Source organism: uncultured Sphingomonas sp., assembly GCF_937859915.1.
Taxonomy (GTDB): domain Bacteria; phylum Pseudomonadota; class Alphaproteobacteria; order Sphingomonadales; family Sphingomonadaceae; genus Solisphingomonas.
The window spans coordinates 1-19,983 of record NZ_CALMAW010000034.1 but is presented as its reverse complement, the minus strand read 5'-3'; the positions used below and the strand labels follow the sequence as shown (position 1 = coordinate 19,983).

The following is a 19,983-nucleotide window of genomic DNA, read 5'->3' as shown; positions in this document are numbered from 1 at the left end:
GACGCGGTCCGCGCGACGGGGGCCGGCGACGAGGCGCGCGGGCTGCTGATGGCGGCGCTGCTGCTCGCCGACGAGCTGGACGAGGCGCGCCAGGCGATCGCGGCGCTGGAGACCACCGAGGCCGAACGCGCCGCCGCGGTGGCGCGCTGCGCCGAACGGATCGAGGCGATTGCGGCAACGCTTGAGAATGGCGGGCCGAACGCCTAGATTGGTCGGCGGTGGGTACTGCCCGATACGAGCTTTTGCGATTATCCCTGAGGCGATTCAACATCCTAGGAGGTCGTCCCTGGTCGGACCCTGGTCCGTGCTACATGGCCTCCACCTGACGTTTACGGCGTCAGAGGATATTCCGGCAAACGGTCATGGCGGTCCCACCACCTCTTCCCGACGACAAGACGGCGCTGCGCCGCCTGCTGCGCAAGGCACGGCGGGACTTTGCGGCATCGCGCGACGCGGCTGAGCATATCGACGCGATCCGGGCCCGCCTCGCGCCGTTGCTAGATCGGCCGGGTCCGATCGCCGGCTATGTCGCGCGGTCGGGCGAACCCGACATCCTGCAATTCCTGCTGGCGGCGCATCGTGCCGGTCTCGCCGCCGCGTTGCCCACGATCACGCGCACCGCGATGACCTTCGGCGCCTGGCATCCCGACGCGGCGCTCAGCCTCGGCTTCTCGGGCATCCCGCAACCCGATGCCGGCGCAGCGATCGTGCCGGAGATGCTGCTCACCCCGCTGCTCGGCTTCGATCGCCGCGGCAACCGGCTCGGCCAGGGCGGCGGCTATTATGACCGCTGGTTCGCGGCGCACCCCGCGGCTATGCGGATCGGCATCGCCTGGAGCGTGCAGGAGGTGCCGGCGCTCGCGGTCGACACCTGGGACGTGCCGCTCCACGCGATCGTCACCGAGAAGGAATGGATCGCGCCATCATGACGCCCGAACCCTATGCCCCCAGCTGGCGGCGCACCGCCGGCGCCTTCCTGATCCTGGCGTGCATCGCGCTGTGGGCTATCCTCATCGTTCAGTTCGCCGGGCCGGTCGGGCGCCTGCCGTCGCTGGTGCAGGCGGTGTTCTACCTCGTCGCGGGACTCGCCTGGATCTGGATCCTGCCGCTGCGTCGCATCCTGGCGTGGAGCGAGACCGGCCGCTGGCGCCGTTGAGCGGGACGCATTGGTCGTGTTAGACCAATGTCTAACCCCGCGGATCACCCCCCCGTCGAGACGGTTCGCGCCAGTCCGCCGGCAGGCAGGGTGATGGTCTGCGCGAGGCTGTTGCCCGCGCCGCGGATGCTCGGATGCCAGACCGCGAGCGTTCCGGCACCGGCAGGCACGCCGCTCAGCACGACATGCCCCGCCGCATCGGTCTTGCCCGCATAGGGGGTCTCGACGACGATGATATAGCCGCTCATCGCGTCGTGGATGTTGCACCCGATCGCGACCACGCCGGGCTTGTCGAACAGCACCGAGCGCGTCTGATCCTTGCCATAGAGTTTGAGCTCGAACCGCTTAGTCTTTGAAAAGGAATAGACATGGTGCCGAACCAGATCGAGGTTCGGGAACGCGACGTTGGCGCCGACGGGCACGATCAGCACATGCGGCACGAACGCGATATTGTGCTGCGTCATCTCGAAGGGCCCGGGGAGACGGGCCGGATCGGACGCGGCTCGGGCCGCCGCGAAGGTCACCACCGCGTCGGCAACGGGATGTCCGTCGGCGCCTCGGACGGTGACGTCGAGTGCCGCGGCGTGCCCCGTGCCGGCACCCGTGGCGGCACCGATTGCCGCCAGCATCGCCATCGCCATCGCCCGAAATCCTGTGGTCATCTGCCTGTCCTCACCCATGGTGCGGCCCGCATAGGGGCAACCGGTTTACGCGATCGTAATCGCCCCCGCCGAGAAGCCGCGCATGATTTCGCTCCGCCGCCTGCGCTGGATCCTGACGGCCCTGCTCGCGATCGCCGGTCCGGGCCGGCGCTCGCCGGCGAGGAGATGCGCGCCGGCGGCAAGCTGCTGCTCACCGGCGGGATCAGCACGGTCGAAGGGTCGGGCGGCGGCGGGCTCGCGAGCTGGGCGCTGATCGCGGGCAACGAGACCGTCGACGGCATCGGCGGCACGGTGCACGCCACCTACGTCCCGCTCGCCGACTACAGCCTGACCAGCGAAGGCGTCGCGATCGGCATCCGCGACCGCCTCGAACTCTCCTATGCGCACCAGCGCTTCGACACGCAGAAGGTTGGCGCGGCGCTCGGGCTCGGTCGTGGCTTCAGCTTCCAGCAGGACATCATCGGCGCCAAGCTGCGCCTCGCGGGCGACGCGGTGATCGACCAGGACAGCCTGCTGCCGCAGATCGCGATCGGCGTGCAATATCATATCGCCGACCGCGACGCGGTGATCCACGCGATCGGCGGCGCGCACGCCAAGGGCACCGATTTCTACCTCGCGGCGACCAAAGTGTTGCTCGCGCAGAGCCTCGTGCTGGGCGGCACGGTGCGGCTGACCAAGGCCAACCAGTTCGGCCTGCTCGGCTTCGGCGGCGATGCGCACAACCATTATTCCGCGCAGTTCGAGGGCTCGGCGGGGCTGCTGGTCACGCGCCGGCTGCTGCTCGGCGGCGAATATCGCACCAAGCCCGACAATCTGCGCTTCGCCAGGGAAGACAGAGCCCTGGATCTGTTCGCCGCCTACGCGGTGACGCGCAACCTGACCGCGACCGCCGCCTATGTCGATCTCGGCGACATCGCCACGATCCGTCACCAGCGCGGCGCCCTGCTTTCGCTCCAGGCCAATTTCTGACAGACGCGGTCGCGACGCTTCGCGCCCTGGACGAAAGGCTCTCGCATGTTGGCTCTGATCCTCGCGCTGGCAGCCGCGGCGACGCCCGTGCCGCCAGGCGAACAGCCGGTCGATCCCTATGCGGCCGCCGACGCCAATGCCGGCGCGACGCCCGTCGCGGGCCAACGCCTGTGGCACGCCTTCCACGAACAGCCCGGCGTCGATCGCATCGTCGACAGCCTGGTATCGCGCGCGATCGTCGACCCGCGGATCGCCGAGATCTTCAAGGGGCAGGACATCGTCCGCCTGCGCCGCACGCTCAAGGAGCAATTCTGCTACCTGCTCGGTGGCGGCTGCCGCTATTCAGGGCGCGAGATGGCGGCGAGCCACCATAATCTCGGCATCCAAACCAAGGATTTCAATGCGTTGGTCGACGATCTTCAGCAGGCGATGAGCAGGGAGCGGGTCTCGCCCTTCGCGCAGAACCGGCTGCTCGCCAAGCTTGCGCCGATGAAACGCAGCGTCGTCGAACGGTGACGTCGCGCGGCATGGCATGACGGTGCCGGCCGCGCTGCGCGGCTATCGCGCGACGCTGCGCGTCTTCGTGACGCCCGGCGCCCGGATGGTCGACGAGTTCGAATGCGTCGCCTCGGTGCTGCTCGCGATCCTGCTCGCGCATCTGATCGGCGCGCATTCGATCGCCTGGGCGGCGTTCACCAGCGTCGTGCTGATGCGCGGCCACGTCTCCGAGACCTTGGTGCGCGGCGTGATGCGGATCGTCGGCACCGCGATCGGCGCCGGGCTCGCGCTGGCGATCGCCCCCTATGCCGCGCGCTCGCCCCTCGCCGCCGCCCCGGTCGCCGCGATCGTCGGCGCGATCGGCCTCTACGGCATGCTCACCGCCAAGCGCGCCTATGCCTGGCTGCTGTTCGGGCTGACCTTCGAGATGGTGCTGCTCGACAAGGTCGAGCACCCGAGCGTCGACGTCATCGCCTTCGTCCAGACGCGGCTGCTCGAGGTCAGCGCGGGCACCGTCGCCTGCGTCGCGGTCAGCCTGCTCTCGACGCTCACCGCAAGGCGGCGCTGGCCAGGGCCCGCCGCCGCGCCCGCCGCCCGGATCGGCTGGCATCCCAGTGCCGCCCGCCATGCCGCGCAGGCCGGCACCGCGCTCGCGCTGCTGCCGCTGCTCAATGCGCTGGTCGGCCTGCCCGAACTGGCGCAGGCGGGCGTGACGATCATGGCGGTGATGATCGTGCCCGTCGCGGGGCTCGGCCAGAGCGGGCTGGTGCCGGTCAGCCGCCGGCTGCTGTACCGCGCGCTCGGCTGTCTCGCCGGCAGCGCGCTCGCCGCCGCGACATTGATCCTGGCGCAGGGCTCGGCGCCGATCCTGGTCGCGGGCACTTGTCTCGGCGTGGTGATCGGGCGGCATATCGAGAATGGCGGCACGCGGATCACCTATCTCGGCGTCCAGTTCACGCTCGCGATCATCGTGACGCTGGTGCCCGACAGCTATTCGGACGCCGCGATCCGCCCCGCGCTCGAGCGGATGGCGAGCATCTTCCTCGGCATGGCGCTGCTCGAGCCGGTGCTGCTCGCCTGGCACCTGCTGACACCGCGTCGCCGGGTGGCCGGTGGTGCGGGAAACGCCGGCGACCTCGAGCGCGACGTCTGATCCGGCGCGATCAGCCCGCCTTGCTGGCGAGCCAGACGATATGGTGCGCGCCCTTGCGGCCGCCGGTGGCGCGGACCTTGCGCTCGTCGACGACGAAGCCGGCCCGGCCGAGTCGCTCGGCGAACGCCTTGTCGGGATAGGCCGACCACACCGCAAGCACCCCGCCCGGCGCCAGCGCGGCATACGCGGCGCGCAGCCCTGCCCCGCCATAAAGCCGGTCATTGGCGACATGGATCAGCCCGTCCGGGCCGTTGTCGACGTCGAGGAGGATCGCGTCGTAGCGGCCGGCACCCGCGACGATCGGATCGCGGACGTCGCCGAGCGCGATCGAGACGCGCGGATCGTCGAGGCTGTCGCCGAACAGATGCGCAAGCGGGCCCTTCGCCCAGGCGACGATCTCGGGGACGAGTTCGGCGACGACGATCCGCGCGGTCGCGGGCAGCACGGCCTGCGCGGCGCGCAGCGTGAACCCCATGCCCAGCCCGCCGATCAGGACGGTCGCCTTCGCCTTGCCGCCGAGCTTGGCGCAGCCCAGCGTCGCCAGCGCCTCCTCCGAGCCGCGCAGCCGGCTGCTCATCAGCTCGTTGCGACCGAACAGGATCACGAAGTCGGCGCCGCGGTGCATCAGCCGCAGCGTGCCGCCGTCGGGCAGGTCGGCGGTGTCGATCAGCGTGAGGGGTATCATTGAGGCGTCCCCTCGTGCGGCGCCCGATGCGCGCGTCCAGGTCGCGCGCCTCTGTCCCGAATCGACGCGCGATGCAACGCCGCGTCGGGCAAGGCGCTTGCGGACACGATCGGCGCCCGCCACGTTATAGCCATGCCGGAGACTGTCCGGATCTCCAGCAGGATCGGCTTCATGCGCCTCTCGATAGACGCCCATCTCGACTATGGCCTGTCGGCGCCCGCCGACCTGCTCTTCGCGGTCGAGGTCGCGCAGATGCACGACCAGCGGCTGATCAGCGACAGGCTGCTGGTCGGCGGGGTCGAGCCGATGCGCCCGATTGCCGCCGACGAGAGCCTCGGCCGCCGCACCTGGACGCGCGGCGCGGGTCGGGTCACCGCGCACTACACGGCGGTGGTCGACGTCGAGCGCGCGCCGGTGGTGCTCGCTGGGCTCGCCGCCGACGATCTCAAGCGGCTCCCCGCCCTGGTTGTCCCCTATCTGTTTCCGAGCCGCTATTGCGAGGCCGACCGCTTCGACACCGCGGTTCGCCGCGAGTTCGGCGGGCTCGAGGGCGGCGACAAGATCGCGGCGATGGCCGACTGGATCCGGGGCCATCTCGACTATGTGCCGGGCTCGAGCGACGTCAACACCACCGCCGCCGACACTTTCGTCGCGCATCGCGGCGTGTGCCGGGACTTCTCGCATCTGCTGATCGCGATGGCGCGCGCGGCGGGCATCCCGGCGCGGATGGTCGGCGCCTATGCCTGGAAGCTCGAGCCGCAGGATTTCCACGCGATCGTCGAGGTCTGGCTCGACGGGCGCTGGCATCTGGTCGATCCGACCGGGCTCGCGCCGACCGAAGGCATCGTCCGCATCGGCGTCGGCCGCGACGCCACCGACATCAGCTTTTTGACGACCTTCGGCTATGCGCAGTTCTACGGTCAGCAGGTCAGCGTCGTGCGGCTCGACGCGTAGACGGTAGCGCGGACGAGACCGGCCGATCAGGCCGCGGCCTGCTGACGCACCGGCGATTTGATCTCGCGGAAATCGAACAGCTGGTCGAGCCCGATCCCGGCACGACCGCCGCGCACCCAGCGGATCACGCCACCGAGCGGCTCGCCCTCGACGAACTCGATCGCGACGCGCGTATCGGACTGGAGCGTCAGCGGCTCGAAGCTGTCGATCATCGCGCCCGCCGCGGAGACGTCGCGCAGCCGCGCCGCGATCCGCCGCCCGTCGAGCTGCAGCCAGATCGAGCGCAGCATCCGGGTCCGCACGGGGCGGCTCACCTTGACCCCGACCGGGGCGGCGAGCTGCGTGCCCGACAATTGGATCAACACCTGCGCATCGGACATTGGGCGGCCGTAGACGAAGCCCTGGATGTGGGTGCAGCCGAGCGCGCGGATCAGTTCGATCTCGTCCTGTGCCTCGACTCCCTCCGCCGTGGTCTCGAGGTCCATGGCGTCGGCGAGCGTGACGATCGCCTTGACGATCGCGGCGTTGCGCGTGCTCTCCTGACCGATGCCGCGGACGAACGACTGGTCGATCTTGATCTTGTCGAACGGCGCGGTCTTGAGATAGCCAAGCGACGAATAGCCGGTGCCGAAATCGTCGAGCGCGAGCCGCACGCCGAGCGCCTTCAAGTTGCGGAAGGTCGCCTCGGTCGCCGCCGACCCGCCCAGGAACACGCTTTCGGTGATCTCGAGTTCGAGCCGCGCGGGGTCGAGCCCCGATTGCGCAAGCGCGCTGGTCACCAGCAGCGGCAGCGTCGGCCGCGCGAACTGGATCGGCGAGACGTTGACCGCGATCCGGACCGGCACCGGCCATTGCGCCGCCGCCAGCGTTGCGGTGCGGAGCACCCACTCGCCGATCGGCTCGATCAGCCCCGAATCCTCGGCGACCGGGATGAACTCTGCCGGCGAGATCGCGCCGAGCCGCGGATGCTCCCAGCGTGCCAGCGCTTCATACCCCGTGATCGCGCCCGAGACGGTGCCCACCACCGGCTGGTAGACGAGATGCAATTGCCCATCGCCCAGCGCCTGGCGAAGGTCGTCCTCCATCTGGCGGCGCATCTGCGCGAGCGCGAGCAGTTCAGGCACGTAGAAGCGATGCGTGCCGCGGCCGTTGCCCTTGGCCGAATAGAGCGCGAGATCGGCGTTGCGGACCAGCGTCTCCGAGGTGTCGCCATCGTCGGGCGCGATCGAGATGCCGATCGAGCAGCCGATCGAGATCGACGATCCCGCGATATGATAAGGTTGCGACAGCGCCGCGACGATGCCGTGGGCGATGTCGCCGAGCGCGTCGCGCCGGCATTCGCCGATGATCACCACCTCGAACTCGTCGCCGCCGCGCCGCCCGATCAGCGCGCCGTCGCCGACGGTGCGCTGCAGCCGTTGCGCGACGAGCTTGAGCAGCATGTCGCCGGTCTGGTGGCCGAGCGTGTCGTTGACCGCCTTGAAGCGATCGAGGTCGAGCAGCATCAGCGCGAGCGGCTGCCACCGGCCCTGGCGCCGGGCAAGCAGCTGGTCGAGCGACAGCTGCATCTTGGCGCGGTTGGCAAGACCGGTCAGCGAATCGAACATCGCGAGGCGCGCGACCTCGGCCTCGGTGCGGCGCTTGGCGGTAAGATCCGATCCGGTGCCGACGAAGCCGCGGAACTGGCCGACCTCGTCGAACAACGGCCGCCCCGAGATCGACCAGAGCCGGTCGCCCGACGAATCGGTGCTGACGTGATAGTCCGAAAAGGAGGTCCGACCGACGATGTGGAAGCGCAGCGTGCGCTCGGCCGAGACATCGTCGCCGCCGACCACGAACACGTCACAGAGCGACTCGCCGAGCAATGACCGTCCCGATTCGGACAATTGCTGCATCACGCCTTGCGAGAGATAGGTCAGCCGGCCCTCGCGGTCGGTCTCCCAGAACCAGCCGCTCCCCAATTCCTCGACGCAGGTGATGAAGCGCAGCGCCCGCGCCGCGTCGTCGTCCTGCTCGTCGGGCTTCTGCCGCGTCCAGCCGCGCTTGAGACGCGACAGCGACCCGAAACCGCCATTGTCGCCGCGGCGGGCTAATGCTGATCCAGAATCATCGGCTGCCATATCGGCGTTATGCAATACATGTCCGAACCGCGGGTTAATGCGGTCGCTCGCAACGCCGTGATCGCGTGTGCCACCGCGACTGCGGGCTTGCGCTGCGACGATCGAACGACGACATTGGCGGCGTGCGCGAAGAAGCCGATCTCGATGCCCTCGTCAGGCGGATCCAATCCGACCTGCGATCCGGCCGGACCCCGCCCAAGCCGGCGCGGTCGGCAAAGGACATGCGATTCCGCACCGAATTGCGCGAGATTCGCGGGCGGTCGGCGACTCGTGCCGACATGGCGCGGATGGCGGCGCGCTGGCTGGTGCCCGTGCTGATCTTCCTGGTCGTACTCGCCGCGACGATGGCGTTCGACAAGCTCTAGCGCGCTGCGCCGCGGCGCCGTTCCCTGACCCGACTCGGCCGTGCTAAGCAGGGCGCTGACGCCGCCGAATCCGGTGGCGGAGCGTATGAGGTCGACACCATGGAGCTGCCGACGCACGAGATCGCCGAGGATGTCGACGCGGATCCCGAGGCGACGCTGGCAGCGGGCGGCTATCATCGCGACCGGCTGCTGGCCTCGATTGCGCTGACGCTGGGGCTGGGGCTGCTGATCGCGCTGCCCTTCGCGCTGCGCGCCGGCGCCGAATTCTTCCTGCCGGTCACCGCCGCGCTGGTTGTCGCGATCGCGCTGGTGCCGCTGCTCGAATGGCTCGAGCGGCGCGGCGTGCCCTCGGGCCTCGCCGCCTTCTTCTGCCTGGTGTTCTTCATCGGCATCGCCAATGTCGCGGTCGCCGCGATCATCGTGCCGGCGAGCGAGTGGGTCGCGCTGCTGCCGCAGCGGATCGGGATGATCCGCACGACGGTGCGCCCGCTGGTCAATGTCTATGCCAGCCTCAACCGCTCGATCGGCGAGCTCGCCAACTCGATCGCGCTGTCCAAGGCGCATCCGCACACCGTCGCGATCGAGACGCCCAATTCGCTGCTTGCGCTGCTTACCACCTCCGCGCCGTTCGCGATCATCCAGATCCTGTTCGCGATGCTGGTGATCTACTTCTTCCTTGCCGGCTGGACCCGTGCGCGCCGCTACAGCATCACCAGCCGCTCGACCTTCACCAGCGCGATGACGCTGGCGCGCGTGATCCAGGAGGTGGTCGACGCGACCTCGTCCTACATCGCGACGATCACCGTCATCAACGTCGCGCTCGGCTGCATCGTCGCGGGCGCGGTCTATGTCATCGGGCTGCCGACGCCGCTGATGTGGGGCGGGCTGGTCGCGCTGCTCAACTATGTCCCCTATCTGGGTCCGATCGCCGCCGCGCTGCTGCTGGCGTTGGGCGGTCTGATGATGTTCGCCGATCCCTGGACCGCGACGCTGCCGCCGCTGATCTTCATCGGCCTGCATCTGGTCGAGGCCAATGTCGTGACGCCGACGATCGTCGGGCGCCGGCTGACCATCAACCCGCTGCTGATCCTCGTCGCGCTGAGCTTCTGGAGCTGGGTGTGGGGCACGGTCGGCGCGGTGCTGGCGGTGCCGCTGCTGCTGATCGTCCACACCGTGCTGGCCACCGCCGGACGGCCCGATATCGCGGGATTCCTGTTCGAGCGCGGCACGCTGTCGACCGGACGGCGCAAAGATCGCGATCGCACCCCGCCGGTCGCTTGACAGGGTGGGGAGGCTCCCTTAGAGGCCCCTCCACCCCAGCGATGGGGTCCCCACGCGGGTGTAGCTCAGTTGGTTAGAGCGCCGGCCTGTCACGCCGGAGGTCGCGGGTTCAAGTCCCGTCACTCGCGCCATTTTCCATGGTATTTAGAGGCGCAAGGCGCCGCGGATGTCGCACGCGACAGTAGGCCGTGCGTCCTGCGGCTGCCGGCCGCAGAGCCCGCGCGCCGGGGAGCGAACGGACCGGGACAGCCCGGCCCGTCCTCGTTCAGGCTTTCTTGCGCGCGCGCTTCGGGCTTGCGGCGGCTGCGACATCTTCCTCCTCGTCGGGCGAGTCCTCGCCCGCTTCGGTCAGCGCCTCGCCGAGCGCCTTAAGCTTGTCCTGCGACTTGTCCGCCTTCTCGGCGATCTTGGTCGTCGCGACGCCGAGGCGGTGCAGCAGCGCATGCACGCGGTCGGCGTCGGGCTCGCCCTTTTCAAGCTGCTTCCGCAATGCGCCGAGATCGCGCAGGATTCCTTTGGCGCCGGGCGTGTCGACCTCGGCGAGCGCGGTTTCCCAATCCTCGATCATGTCGGCACCCTTGTTCGCCTTGGTCGTCTCCAACCCGCGATTGATCGCATTCATCGTGCCTGCAAATTTCACGGCCATGATCAAACCTCTCCATTGCCACAAACTGGCGCCCGTTAACGCGTCGCGCATGGCGAAATGTCCGGCGGATCAAGGGCTTATTTCGCGACTCTCGAGCGGTCGCCGCTCGGCGATCCGGCGACTGACGATGCGAGGCAAAAAAAACCCCACCGGAGCGAACTCAACGGTGGGGCCAAGGTTCAGGGAGAACCGGGCAAGGGGGGTAGCCCGGGTCCTGCTCTATAAATGGTCGGCGGGCGAATAGGTTGCCTTGCCGCGCGGAGAGAATAACGACGTCGCGGTGAGCAAGGGATTACCCGCACTGCAGGGCCTGCCGCGCGCCGCGGCGCGCTTGGTCGGCACGTGGACGCCAGTGCGATTCACAGCCCAGGCGGCGGCCGATAGCCCGCGCCGGTCAGCACGTCCGACCCCAGACGGAATCTCGCCCACCGCCACCAGAGACGATAGCGCCAGCGCTCGAGCCGTCCCCCGGGCGCGGGCGCCAAGGCACCGGGATCGTCCGGGTCAGAAATGATGCGTGCACATCGCGAGCAAGAGAATGATCGGGATCGGGACACCGATGAACCAGAGAAAGACCGAGCGCACCGCAACCTCCTCAATGGACAGGGACGGGCCAACAACGTCGGCCGACGCGTCCCGGATCCATCAGCGTCGCTTGCCGGCGCCGCTGTCCGCGAGCGCCTGCTGCAGCCGGCCGATCAGGCCTTCGACATCGCGCGGCTCGAACACCGCGAACAGCTGCTCGGCGTCGCGCAGATCGTCGAGCGCGATCACCTCATAATCGAGCGGCGGCGCGACCTCGCCGTCCTCGATCGCGTCCAGCGTCTCGGTCCAGTCGGCCTCGCTCTCATTGCCGACGAATTCGGGAATGAGGTCCTGGACGTAGAAGTCCGGCCCTTCGGTCGCCGCCTTGATCGACAGCGGCGCGAAAAAGTGCGGCTCATATTTGGCGAATACCGTGCCCGCGGGCATGGCGAGGAAGGTGGCGCGGTCGACGATTCTCATCGCCGCAGCCTAGCCGCCGCCGCGCAGGATCGCCAGCCTTCGGGGTCCCTTCGGGGGTGATCGCGCGCCACCAGCCCGCGAATGGCCATCGCTGTGCCGCAATTGACGCCATGGCGCCGCTTGGCGCTTGACGACCGGCCGTCCACCCCGGAACCTCTCGACCGGAGGCGTCATGTTCAACCCGCACGCGAAGATCGGATCGAAGGCCGCGCACGACCGGCTGTTGCGGGATCGTGCGATCGAGGAGGGTGCGACGCTGTTTCGCAAACTCGGGGGGGATGCCGCAATTCGACTTGTGTCGGAGGGATTGCTCGATCGCTCCAAATCCGCCGACGAGCGCCGCCACGACCGGCTGATGATCGTCGAGCTCGAGCGGCTCGACCGCATCCAGCGCCACGGGCCGCCCTCTTATGCACTAGCCGTGTGGAAGCCGCCGCTGTTCAGCATCGCCCGGCTCAAGACCTTCTTCGGCGGACGCAGGGCGTGAGCACGACGCCCGCCGCGCAACATCCTTCGGTTTCAAGTGCGCAAGCTGCTTAACGAGATAGCAAGACGTCCGGCATAGGCAGAGTCGCTCATCGACGGCTTTCAACATCCGGGGCGGAACATTGGTGCGACTCTCGAGCACGGCTGATCGCCTCTCCGGCACCGCGCGCGACACCGACGCCGGACGGCACGGTGCGCGCACTATCGGACTGCAGGCGACGCTCGCCGCGGTGGTGATGAGCTGGCTGTTGGTCGTGCCCCCCGCGCAAGGCCGGATGATGCTGGTCCCGCTCGACGGCCGCGCCTCCGCCGCCTTGCCGGCGCTGGCGCTTCACGGCGAGACGAGGCTGGTTGCGACCGGGCCGATCCCGGGATCGCTGATCGTCTACGGCCGCCGCGCCGATCTTGCCGCCCGCCTGCTGGCGCACGGCATTCTCACGGTCGCGACGCCGCTCGGCGGCTGCGCGCCCGGCATAGCGGCATGAGGGAACTGGACGAACTCCGCCGCCGCGGCGTCCGCCTGCTGACCGCCGTCGGCTGGGCCGCCAATGCAACGCTGGCCTTTCTCTCGATCATCCGCGGCACGCATGACGGGCTCGCCGCGGTCGCGATCGGCTGCCTGCTCAACCTGGTCCCGACGCTCTGCGTGATCCGCGGCCGCTATGATTTCGGCGCGCGAACCGCGGTCGCGCTGATGATCGCGATCGAGCCCGCCCTGCTGCTGTTCGTGATGCGCGGGGCAGCCTGGCAGCTCGACATGCACATGTATTTCTTCGTCGCGCTCGCCAGCCTGACGATCCTGTGCGACTGGAAGCCGCTGGTCCTCGCCTCGGCCGTCATCGCGATCCATCACCTCGTGCTGAGCCTGACCGCACCAAGCTGGGTGTTCGCCGGCGGCGGCGGCGTGCCGCGCGTCCTCGTCCATGCTCTGGCGGTGGTGCTGCAATGCGCGATCCTCTGCTACATCACGCAGCTGCTGCGCCAGACGATCGCCGCGCAGAGCGACGCACGCGCCAACAGCGAACGCCTTGCCAACGACGCCACGGTCGCGCGGTCGGCCGCGGAGGCCGCGCAGACCCAGGCCGAAGCCTCGCTCGACGCGGCGCACGCCGCCGAGGCGATCGCCGCGACCGAGCGGACCCGGCGCGAGAGCGCGGAAGCCGAGACCGCGCGCGTCCGCCTCGAGGATCTGCGCGCCGTCGCGAGCGACTTCGAGCGCTCGATCGCCGGCGTCGCCACCGCGCTCGGTGCATCGGCGCGCATCCTGGAGGGCTCGGCAACCTCGCTCAACGTCGTCGCGCAGGACGCCGGGCAGCAGGCGGTCAACGTCGCCGCCGCCGCGGTCCAGGCGACCGAGGCCGCGAAATCGGTCGCCGGCGGGGTCGGCAGCCTGTCGCGCTCGATCGCCAGCATCGCGGTCAACGTCTCGCGCCAGGCCAATCTCACCGAACATGCCCGCGACCGCTCGACCCAGGGCGGCGCCGCGGTCCAGGCGCTGGCGGGCAGCACCGGCGACGTCGGCGGCCTCGCCAACGCGATCGCCACGATCGCGTCGCGCACCGACATGCTTGCGCTCAACGCGACGATCGAGGCGGCGCGCGCGGGCAATGCCGGCCACGGCTTCGCGGTGGTGGCGCAGGAGGTCAAGGCGCTCGCCAGCCAGGCGGGCAGCGCGACCCAGCAGATCACCAGCCTGGTGGTCGGGATCAACGCGCGCGCCAACGACGCCAACGGCAATTTCGCGCAGGTCTCCTCGGCGATCGCGGAGATGGCCAACGCCGCCGATGCGATCCACGGCGAGATCAACGAGCAGCGCTCGGCCGCGCACGCGATCGAACATCATGCCGCCGAGGCCGCCGCGGGGATGGCCGACATGACCAGGCGTGCCGCCCGCGTGTCGGAGGCGGCGGGCGCCGCCGAGCGGCTGTCGGGCGAGGTCCGCGGCGCGGCGAGCTCGCTGCTCCAGCAGGTCGAGACGCTCCAGGTCGCAACCGAGCAGTTCGTGTCGACGCTGCGCGCGGACGGCAAGGTCGTCGCGTTCCGGCAGGCCGCCGCCTGAGGCGCAGCGCGCGGCAGAGATCGACGGCGGGATCCTGCTAGAAGGTGTTGCGGCCGATCCGGATCGCACCGCTCGGCGCCACCAGCACGCGCGCGGCCGCCGCGGGATCGCGCGCGACGATCATCAGCTGGTCACCGGTGCGGATCCGTTCGCCCGGCAGCGGCCGATCGACGATCCCCGCGTCGCGCACGAGGCGCGCGATCAGGAAGGCGCCGCCGCCGCGCCGTTCCGCCTCCTGCACCGTGCAGTTCACCGCGGCGCTGCGCGGCCCCACCACCAGCGTCTCGAGCCCGAGACCGATCCCGTCCAGCGCCTGCTCGGCCTGCGCCGCCGCCGCGTCGCGTGCGGCCCGGCTCTCGGGATAGAGCAGCATCCGCGCGATCCGTTCGGCGCCGATATGCGTCGGCAGCACGACATGGTTGGCGCCGGCATGGCGCAGCTTGCTCTCGGTGGCGGGTGCCTCGCCGCGCGCGATGATCTCGATCGCCGGTGCGAGATTGCGCGCGGTCAGCGTGATGAAGACATTGGCGGCATCGTCGGGCAGCACCGTCGCGAGCGCGCGGGCGCGGTCGATCCCGGCGGACAGCAGCACCTGCTCCTCGGTCGCATCGCCCGACAGCGCGAGATGGCCCGCCGCCTCGGCCTCGTCGATCCGCCGCGCGTCGCGCTCGAGCACGACCAGCGGCGTGCCGCCGGTGGCGAGGTCCTTGGCGAGCATCATCCCGATCCGGCCATAGCCGCAGACGATGACGTGGCTGGAGAGCTTGTCGATCTTGGCGTGCATCCGGTTGGGGCTCAGCAATTGGCGCAGCTGCACCACGGTGAACAGCTGCACGAGGGCGGAGGTCAGCAATATCATGCCGGTACAGCCGAGCACCATCGTGCCGATCGTGACCGCGTGGAGATAGGGCGTGTCGATCGGGCGGACCTCGCCATAGCCGACCGTGTAGACGGTGAGCAGCACCATGTAGATCGCGTCCGCGAAGCTCCAGCCCGCCCCCATGAAGGCGATCGTGGCGCCGATGATGACGACGGTCATGAACAGCAGGATCGAGACGACGTTGCGCACCGGCGAGCCGAGCACATAGTCCTGCGTGAATCCCTGCGCCATGCCGTCCCCGTCCCTTACCGCATCTGAGGCCAGGCGACGCAGCGCGTCAATCGCGCCGATCCAGGCATAGGCGAGACCGGCCCGCGCCGATCGCCCCGCTGCGGGTCGCCGACTTTGCGACGAACGGCGTGGCATGACGCAATGCACCCTCTAATATCGCTGCTGGCGCGTCCTTATATACGTTGATGCGGACAGGACGGCCTACCGGCGCGAGGAGCATGAGATGACGAAGCGGAATGGATGGATCGCGCTGGCGTGCAGCGCAGCGATGCTCGTGGCGACACCGGCGCTGGCGCAGCGTGGCGGCGGCGGCGGTCATGGCGGCGGCGGCGGCTTCCACGGTGGCGGTGGTGGTGGCTACCATGGCGGTGGTGGCTATCATGGCGGTGGCGGCTATCGCGGCGGCGGGCGCGGCTATTATCGCGGCGGCTATGGCGGCTTCTACGGCTATCCGGGCTTCTACGGCTTCGGCCTGGGTCTCGGCTTCGACGATTGGGGCTATGGCGGCTACGGCTATGACGACGGCTATTACGGCGCGGGCTATGCCGCGCCCGCCTACGGCTATGATGGTGGCTACGCCGCGCAGGGCCAGGTGTACAACGGCGGCGGCTACGGCACCAACGGCGACGGCGGCAACGGCTATGGTTGCCCGCCGGTCTGGGATCCGTCGCTGAGCAGCTACGTCCCGGCCTGCAACTGAGCGCCGTGCCCCGCGCCCCTGAGGGTCGCGGGGCGGTCGTTCAGCCGATCAGGCGAGGAACGGCTGGCCTTCGTGCGCGACGAGCAGGTCGTGCATGTCCGAGGCATGATCCTCCTCGTCCGCAAGAATATGTTCGAGCATGATCCGGGTGGTCGGGTCATCCTGCCCGAAATAGCGGATCAGCTCCTGATAATGTTCGATCACGAGCCGCTCGGCGATGAGGTTCTGCTTGATCATCTCGACGAGATTGCCGCCCTCGCCATATTCGGTGGCGGACCGGCTGGCGAGGCCTTCGGGGTTGAGGTTGGGGATGCCGCCCAGCTGGTCGATGCGGTTGGCGGCGAGCAGCATGTGCGCATGCTCGCTCTTGGCATGTTCCTCGAACTCGGCCGAGACGCTCTCGCTGGTGATCCCCTCGGCGGCGATCGCATGCATCTGGTAGCGCAGCACGCAGACCAGCTCGGTCGCGACCACGGTCTGCAGCAGCTCGATCGTCTTGCCGGCATCGCCCCTGTACATCGCGGTGACCGCCCCGTCCTCGAGCGACGCCTTGGCGCGGGCGCGCAGCGTCTCGACATCGGTGAGGAAGGCGGATTTGTCGGGCTGATCGGTCATGGCGGGCTCCTGATCGTTGCGGACGCGGTATCGTCGGTAGGACGACTTGGCCCAGCGTCGGTTCCTGTGGCGAATCGTTCGCAATCGTCGATCGACGCATCACGCCAGTGAACCGACGCGGCCGAGCGGCGTTGGCTCACGACCTTTCCGATTTTGGACCTGTATGCCCGACATGACGGCACCGCTTTCCCCGCCCCCCGAGATGACCTCGCGACCGTTCGATGCGTTCGCCCAGCAGGCCGCGCTGCTCGAGCTGAGCGACCGCTTCCGCGCGCTCACCGATCCGGGCGACCTCGCCTATGCCGCCGCCGCGATCCTCGCCAACACGCTCGCCGTCAGCCGCGCGGGCTATGGCACGATCGATCCGGTCGCCGAGACGATCACGGTCGAGCGCGACTGGAACGCGCCCGGCATCGAGAGCCTCGCCGGTGTCCTCCACTTCCGCGACTATGGCTCCTATATCGACGACCTCAAGCGCGGCGAGACCGCGGTGGTGAGCGATGCCCGGCTCGACCTGCGCACCGCGCAGGGCGCCACCGCGCTCGAGGCGATCTCGGCGCGCGCCTTCGTCAACATGCCGGTCACCGAACAAGGCGGCTTCGTCGCGCTGCTCTATCTCAACCATGCGAAGACGCGCGACTGGTCGGAGACCGAGCTCGCCTTCATCCGCGAGGTCGCCGACCGCACGCGCGACGCGGTCGAGCGGCGCCGTGCCGAGGACGAGCTGCGCCGGCTCAATGCTAGCCTCACCGCGGAGGTCGAGCGGCGCACCGCGGAGCATGACGCGCTGTGGATGGCGACGCCGGACCTGCTCTGCGTCGCGACGCTCGACGGCCGCTTCCTCGAGATCAACCCGTCCTGGGCGGAGGTGCTCGGCTGGAGCGAGGCCGAGCTCAAGGCCACCCCCTTCGCCGACTTCGTCCACCCCGACGACGTGGCGCCGACGATCGCGGCGATGGCCAGCCTCGCCGAGGGCGAGTCGGTGTTCGACTTCACCAACCGCTATCGCCGCAAGGACGGCGCCTATCGCTGGCTCGAATGGAATGCGGTGCCGCGCGGCGCGCTGATCTACGCCGTCGTCCGCGACGTCACCGCCGCGCGCGAGCAGCAGGAGGCGCTGCGCCGCACCGAGGAGGCGCTGCGCCAGGCGCAGAAGATGGAGGCGGTCGGCCAGCTCACCGGCGGCCTGGCGCACGATTTCAACAATCTGCTCGCGGGCATTTCGGGCAGCCTCGAGATGATCCAGATGCGGCTGGCGCAGGGCCGCAGCGCCGACGTCGAACGCTATCTGGGGGCCGCGCAGAACGCCACCAAGCGCGCCGCCTCGCTGACCCACCGGCTGCTCGCCTTCTCGCGCCGCCAGACGCTTACCCCGACCGTCACCGAGGTCAACCGGCTGGTGATCGGCATGGAGGAGCTGATCCAGCGCTCAATGGGCCCGGCGGTCGCGGTCGAGATCGTCACCGCCGCGGGGCTGTGGCACAGCTCGATCGACGCCAACCAGCTTGAGAACGCTTTGCTCAACCTGTGCATCAATGCGCGCGACGCGATGCCCGAGGGCGGCAAGCTGACGATCGAGACCGCCAATCGCTGGATCGACGACCGCTCGGGCCGCGAGCGCGACCTGCCGCCCGGCCAATATATCTCGCTGTGCGTCAGCGACACGGGCACCGGCATGACCAAGGCGGTGATCGAACGCGCCTTCGATCCCTTCTACACGACCAAGCCGATCGGCCAGGGCACCGGGCTCGGCCTGTCGATGGTCTACGGCTTCGCGCGCCAGTCCGGCGGGCAGGTGCGGATCTATTCCGAACTCGACCAGGGCACGATGGTGTGCATCTATCTGCCCCGCCATCTCGGCGAGGGCGCGCCGGAGGAGCCCGCCGAGACGCAGGGGGCGCTGGCGCCCGCGCGCGACGGCGAGACCGTGCTCGTCGTCGACGACGAGCCGACGGTGCGGATGCTCGTCGTCGATGCGCTGCACGAGCTCGGCTATATCGCGATCGAGGCGGGTGACGGTGCCGGCGGGCTGCGCGTGCTGCAGTCCGACGCGCGGATCGACCTGCTGATCACCGACGTCGGCCTGCCCGCCGGGATGAACGGCCGGCAGCTGGCGGACGCCGGGCGGATCGCGCGGCCGGGGCTCAAAGTACTGTTCATCACCGGCTATGCCGAAAATGCGGTGCTCAGCCACGGCCATCTCGATCCCGGCATGCATGTGTTGACCAAGCCGTTCGCGATGGACATTTTGGCGGACCGCATCCGCGGCCTGATCAGCGCCTGAGGAGCAAGAGCATGGCCGGCATGGACGACATGATGATCGACACGCCCGAGGGGCCGATGCGCTGGGCGGACTGGAAGAAGAAAAACCCGGTCCAGCTCCCCTCGCGCCGGACAAAGGGCAAGGATCTGCCCAACAAGATCAAGCAGCGCACCGACGAGACGTGATGGCAGGTTAACCCCGGTCATGCCGGATCGGGGGTGACGCATCCGCATCGACAATCCCGCCGCCGACGGGCACAGCGCCGCGATGCCGCAGATTGTCGTCGTCACCGATCCCGCCGACCCGCGCATCGACGCCTATCGCGACATCCGCGAGCGCGACCTGGTCGGGCGCGACGGGCTGTTCGTGGCGGAGGGACGCGTCGTGCTGGCGATGCTGATCGCCTCGACCGCGTTCCGCCCGCAGTCGCTGCTGATCGCCGCGCACCGGCTCGACGCGCTTGCCGACCTGATCGCGCCGCTGCCCGACGCCGTCCCCGTCTATGCCGCCCCGCAGGCGGTGATGGACGGCATTGCCGGCTTCCCGCTCCACCGCGGCATCCTCGCGATCGGACGACGCATAGACACGCCCGATGCCGACACGCTGCTCGGCGGCATCGACGGCGACGGCGACGTGCTGCTGCTCTCGGGGATCGGCAATCACGACAATATGGGGGGCCTGTTCCGCAACGCCGCCGCCTTCGGCGCGCGCGCGATCCTGCTCGACGCCGATTGCTGCGATCCGCTCTACCGCAAGGCGATCCGCGTCTCGGTCGGGGCGGCGCTGCTGGTGCCCTTCGCCAAGCTCGGGCGCGACGAGGACCCGCTCGCACTGCTCGGCCGCCACGGCTTCGCCCCGATCGCGCTCAGCCCGTCGGGCGCGACGACGCTCGCGGCCTATCGCCCGCGGCCGCGCAATGCGGTGCTGCTCGGCTCGGAGGGGCCGGGGCTCGCCCCCGCCCTGCTCGCGCGCACCGAGAGCGTGCGGATCGCGATGGCGCCGGGCTTCGACTCGCTCAACGTCGCGACCACCGGCGGAATCGTGCTGCACCATCTCGCGACCGCCGCACGCCGAGCGGAACAGCCTGGATCGGCGGGGGTTTGCTAAACTACATCAGTTTTGAGGAACCGTCATGACCCAGCCTGTCCGCTTCACGCCCGCGATCGAGACGATCGAGCCCGACGAGCGCGAGACGATCACGCAGCTGGAGGAGCAGTTCCGGATCATCCTCGACACCACCTCGAAGGATTATGGC

Annotated in this window: 22 protein-coding genes, 1 tRNA gene and 1 pseudogene; 17 read left to right on the top strand and 7 right to left on the bottom strand. The window is 69.3% G+C overall.

Annotation, left to right across the window (positions count from 1 at the left end; translation table 11 throughout):
- The 3 genes and pseudogenes from Q0326_RS05395 to Q0326_RS05385 all read left to right on the top strand — a co-directional run.
- Positions 1-207, top strand: a pseudogene (locus tag Q0326_RS05395) (cell division protein ZapA); the annotation flags it as partial.
- A 155-nt stretch (positions 208-362) separates the two neighbouring features.
- Positions 363-929 (top strand): 5-formyltetrahydrofolate cyclo-ligase, encoded by a 567-nt coding sequence (locus tag Q0326_RS05390; protein WP_298687919.1) that lies wholly within the window; start codon positions 363-365, stop codon positions 927-929.
- The gene (locus Q0326_RS05385) at positions 926-1,156 is read left to right on the top strand and encodes a DUF2842 domain-containing protein (RefSeq protein ID WP_298687917.1); all 231 of its coding nucleotides are present in this window, start codon (positions 926-928) and stop codon (positions 1,154-1,156) included. The genes Q0326_RS05390 and Q0326_RS05385 overlap by 4 nt, the downstream gene beginning before the upstream one ends.
- Positions 1,157-1,200: 44 nt before the next feature.
- Here Q0326_RS05385 and Q0326_RS05380 read toward each other — a convergent pair whose 3' ends face one another.
- On the bottom strand, positions 1,201-1,818 hold the full coding sequence (locus tag Q0326_RS05380) for a methylamine utilization protein (protein ID WP_298687915.1): 618 nt from the start codon (positions 1,816-1,818) through the stop codon (positions 1,201-1,203).
- Positions 1,819-1,983: 165 nt separating this feature from the next.
- Between Q0326_RS05380 and Q0326_RS05375 the strand changes: the two genes are divergently transcribed.
- Genes Q0326_RS05375 through Q0326_RS05365 form a run of 3 tightly spaced genes read left to right on the top strand, consistent with a single transcriptional unit; the run spans position 1,984 to position 4,438 of the window.
- Positions 1,984-2,787 carry a DUF3034 family protein gene (locus tag Q0326_RS05375; RefSeq protein ID WP_298687912.1) on the top strand — a complete coding sequence of 268 codons (804 nt, stop codon included), beginning with the start codon at positions 1,984-1,986 and terminating at the stop codon, positions 2,785-2,787.
- A gap of 45 nt (positions 2,788-2,832) precedes the next feature.
- Positions 2,833-3,303: a group 1 truncated hemoglobin gene (locus Q0326_RS05370; protein WP_298687910.1), complete on the top strand. Its 471-nt coding sequence runs from the start codon at positions 2,833-2,835 to the stop codon at positions 3,301-3,303.
- Positions 3,304-3,319: 16 nt separating this feature from the next.
- Positions 3,320-4,438, top strand: coding sequence for an FUSC family protein (locus Q0326_RS05365; RefSeq protein WP_298687908.1), 1,119 nt, complete (start codon positions 3,320-3,322; stop codon positions 4,436-4,438).
- A gap of 10 nt (positions 4,439-4,448) precedes the next feature.
- Here Q0326_RS05365 and Q0326_RS05360 read toward each other — a convergent pair whose 3' ends face one another.
- Positions 4,449-5,123, bottom strand: coding sequence for a hypothetical protein (locus tag Q0326_RS05360; protein ID WP_298687906.1), 675 nt, complete (start codon positions 5,121-5,123; stop codon positions 4,449-4,451).
- Positions 5,124-5,294: 171 nt separating this feature from the next.
- Here Q0326_RS05360 and Q0326_RS05355 point away from each other — a divergent pair, with 171 nt between their 5' ends.
- Positions 5,295-6,077, top strand: a complete 783-nt coding sequence (locus Q0326_RS05355) for a transglutaminase family protein (protein ID WP_298687904.1) — start codon at positions 5,295-5,297, stop codon at positions 6,075-6,077.
- Positions 6,078-6,103: 26 nt separating this feature from the next.
- Here Q0326_RS05355 and Q0326_RS05350 read toward each other — a convergent pair whose 3' ends face one another.
- A complete protein-coding gene (locus Q0326_RS05350; RefSeq protein ID WP_298687902.1) occupies positions 6,104-8,197 on the bottom strand; it encodes an EAL domain-containing protein in 2,094 nt (697 codons plus the stop codon).
- A gap of 221 nt (positions 8,198-8,418) precedes the next feature.
- Here Q0326_RS05350 and Q0326_RS05345 point away from each other — a divergent pair, with 221 nt between their 5' ends.
- The 3 genes from Q0326_RS05345 to Q0326_RS05335 all read left to right on the top strand — a co-directional run bounded on the left by Q0326_RS05345 (position 8,419) and on the right by Q0326_RS05335 (position 9,974).
- Positions 8,419-8,562: a hypothetical protein gene (locus Q0326_RS05345; protein WP_298687900.1), complete on the top strand. Its 144-nt coding sequence runs from the start codon at positions 8,419-8,421 to the stop codon at positions 8,560-8,562.
- 99 nt (positions 8,563-8,661) lie between these two features.
- A complete protein-coding gene (locus Q0326_RS05340; protein ID WP_298687897.1) occupies positions 8,662-9,843 on the top strand; it encodes an AI-2E family transporter in 1,182 nt (393 codons plus the stop codon).
- 54 nt (positions 9,844-9,897) lie between these two features.
- A tRNA-Asp gene (locus Q0326_RS05335) sits at positions 9,898-9,974 on the top strand.
- 134 nt (positions 9,975-10,108) lie between these two features.
- Here Q0326_RS05335 and Q0326_RS05330 read toward each other — a convergent pair.
- Entirely contained in the window at positions 10,109-10,489 is a 381-nt protein-coding gene (locus tag Q0326_RS05330; protein WP_298687895.1) for a hypothetical protein, read from the bottom strand.
- 645 nt (positions 10,490-11,134) lie between these two features.
- The gene (locus Q0326_RS05325) at positions 11,135-11,494 is read right to left on the bottom strand and encodes a hypothetical protein (RefSeq protein WP_298687893.1); all 360 of its coding nucleotides are present in this window, start codon (positions 11,492-11,494) and stop codon (positions 11,135-11,137) included.
- A gap of 172 nt (positions 11,495-11,666) precedes the next feature.
- Between Q0326_RS05325 and Q0326_RS05320 the strand changes: the two genes are divergently transcribed.
- The 3 genes from Q0326_RS05320 to Q0326_RS05310 all read left to right on the top strand — a co-directional run bounded on the left by Q0326_RS05320 (position 11,667) and on the right by Q0326_RS05310 (position 14,039).
- Positions 11,667-11,981: a hypothetical protein gene (locus tag Q0326_RS05320; RefSeq protein ID WP_298687891.1), complete on the top strand. Its 315-nt coding sequence runs from the start codon at positions 11,667-11,669 to the stop codon at positions 11,979-11,981.
- Between the two features lie 124 nt (positions 11,982-12,105).
- Positions 12,106-12,465 (top strand): hypothetical protein, encoded by a 360-nt coding sequence (locus Q0326_RS05315; protein ID WP_298687889.1) that lies wholly within the window; start codon positions 12,106-12,108, stop codon positions 12,463-12,465.
- Entirely contained in the window at positions 12,462-14,039 is a 1,578-nt protein-coding gene (locus tag Q0326_RS05310) for a methyl-accepting chemotaxis protein (RefSeq protein WP_298687887.1), read from the top strand. Before Q0326_RS05315 ends, Q0326_RS05310 begins: the two co-directional genes overlap by 4 nt.
- Before the next feature lie 37 nt (positions 14,040-14,076).
- On the opposite strand, the gene Q0326_RS05305 is transcribed toward Q0326_RS05310, so the two are convergent.
- Positions 14,077-15,150, bottom strand: a complete 1,074-nt coding sequence (locus tag Q0326_RS05305; RefSeq protein WP_298687885.1) for a potassium channel family protein — start codon at positions 15,148-15,150, stop codon at positions 14,077-14,079.
- A 223-nt stretch (positions 15,151-15,373) separates the two neighbouring features.
- On the opposite strand from Q0326_RS05305, the gene Q0326_RS05300 reads away from it, so the two are divergent.
- Positions 15,374-15,850, top strand: coding sequence for a hypothetical protein (locus Q0326_RS05300; protein ID WP_298687883.1), 477 nt, complete (start codon positions 15,374-15,376; stop codon positions 15,848-15,850).
- Positions 15,851-15,898: 48 nt separating this feature from the next.
- Here the strand turns inward: Q0326_RS05300 and Q0326_RS05295 are convergent, their stop codons facing one another.
- A complete protein-coding gene (locus Q0326_RS05295; protein ID WP_298687881.1) occupies positions 15,899-16,465 on the bottom strand; it encodes a ferritin-like domain-containing protein in 567 nt (188 codons plus the stop codon).
- A gap of 163 nt (positions 16,466-16,628) precedes the next feature.
- On the opposite strand from Q0326_RS05295, the gene Q0326_RS05290 reads away from it, so the two are divergent.
- From Q0326_RS05290 to Q0326_RS05280, 3 genes are all read left to right on the top strand, one after another.
- The gene (locus tag Q0326_RS05290; protein WP_363303729.1) at positions 16,629-18,749 is read left to right on the top strand and encodes an ATP-binding protein; all 2,121 of its coding nucleotides are present in this window, start codon (positions 16,629-16,631) and stop codon (positions 18,747-18,749) included.
- A gap of 11 nt (positions 18,750-18,760) precedes the next feature.
- Complete coding sequence (locus Q0326_RS05285) at positions 18,761-18,913, top strand: hypothetical protein (RefSeq protein WP_298687878.1); 153 nt, start codon at positions 18,761-18,763, stop codon at positions 18,911-18,913.
- A gap of 82 nt (positions 18,914-18,995) precedes the next feature.
- Positions 18,996-19,835, top strand: a complete 840-nt coding sequence (locus Q0326_RS05280) for an RNA methyltransferase (protein ID WP_298687876.1) — start codon at positions 18,996-18,998, stop codon at positions 19,833-19,835.
- Positions 19,836-19,983 lie beyond the last annotated feature (148 nt).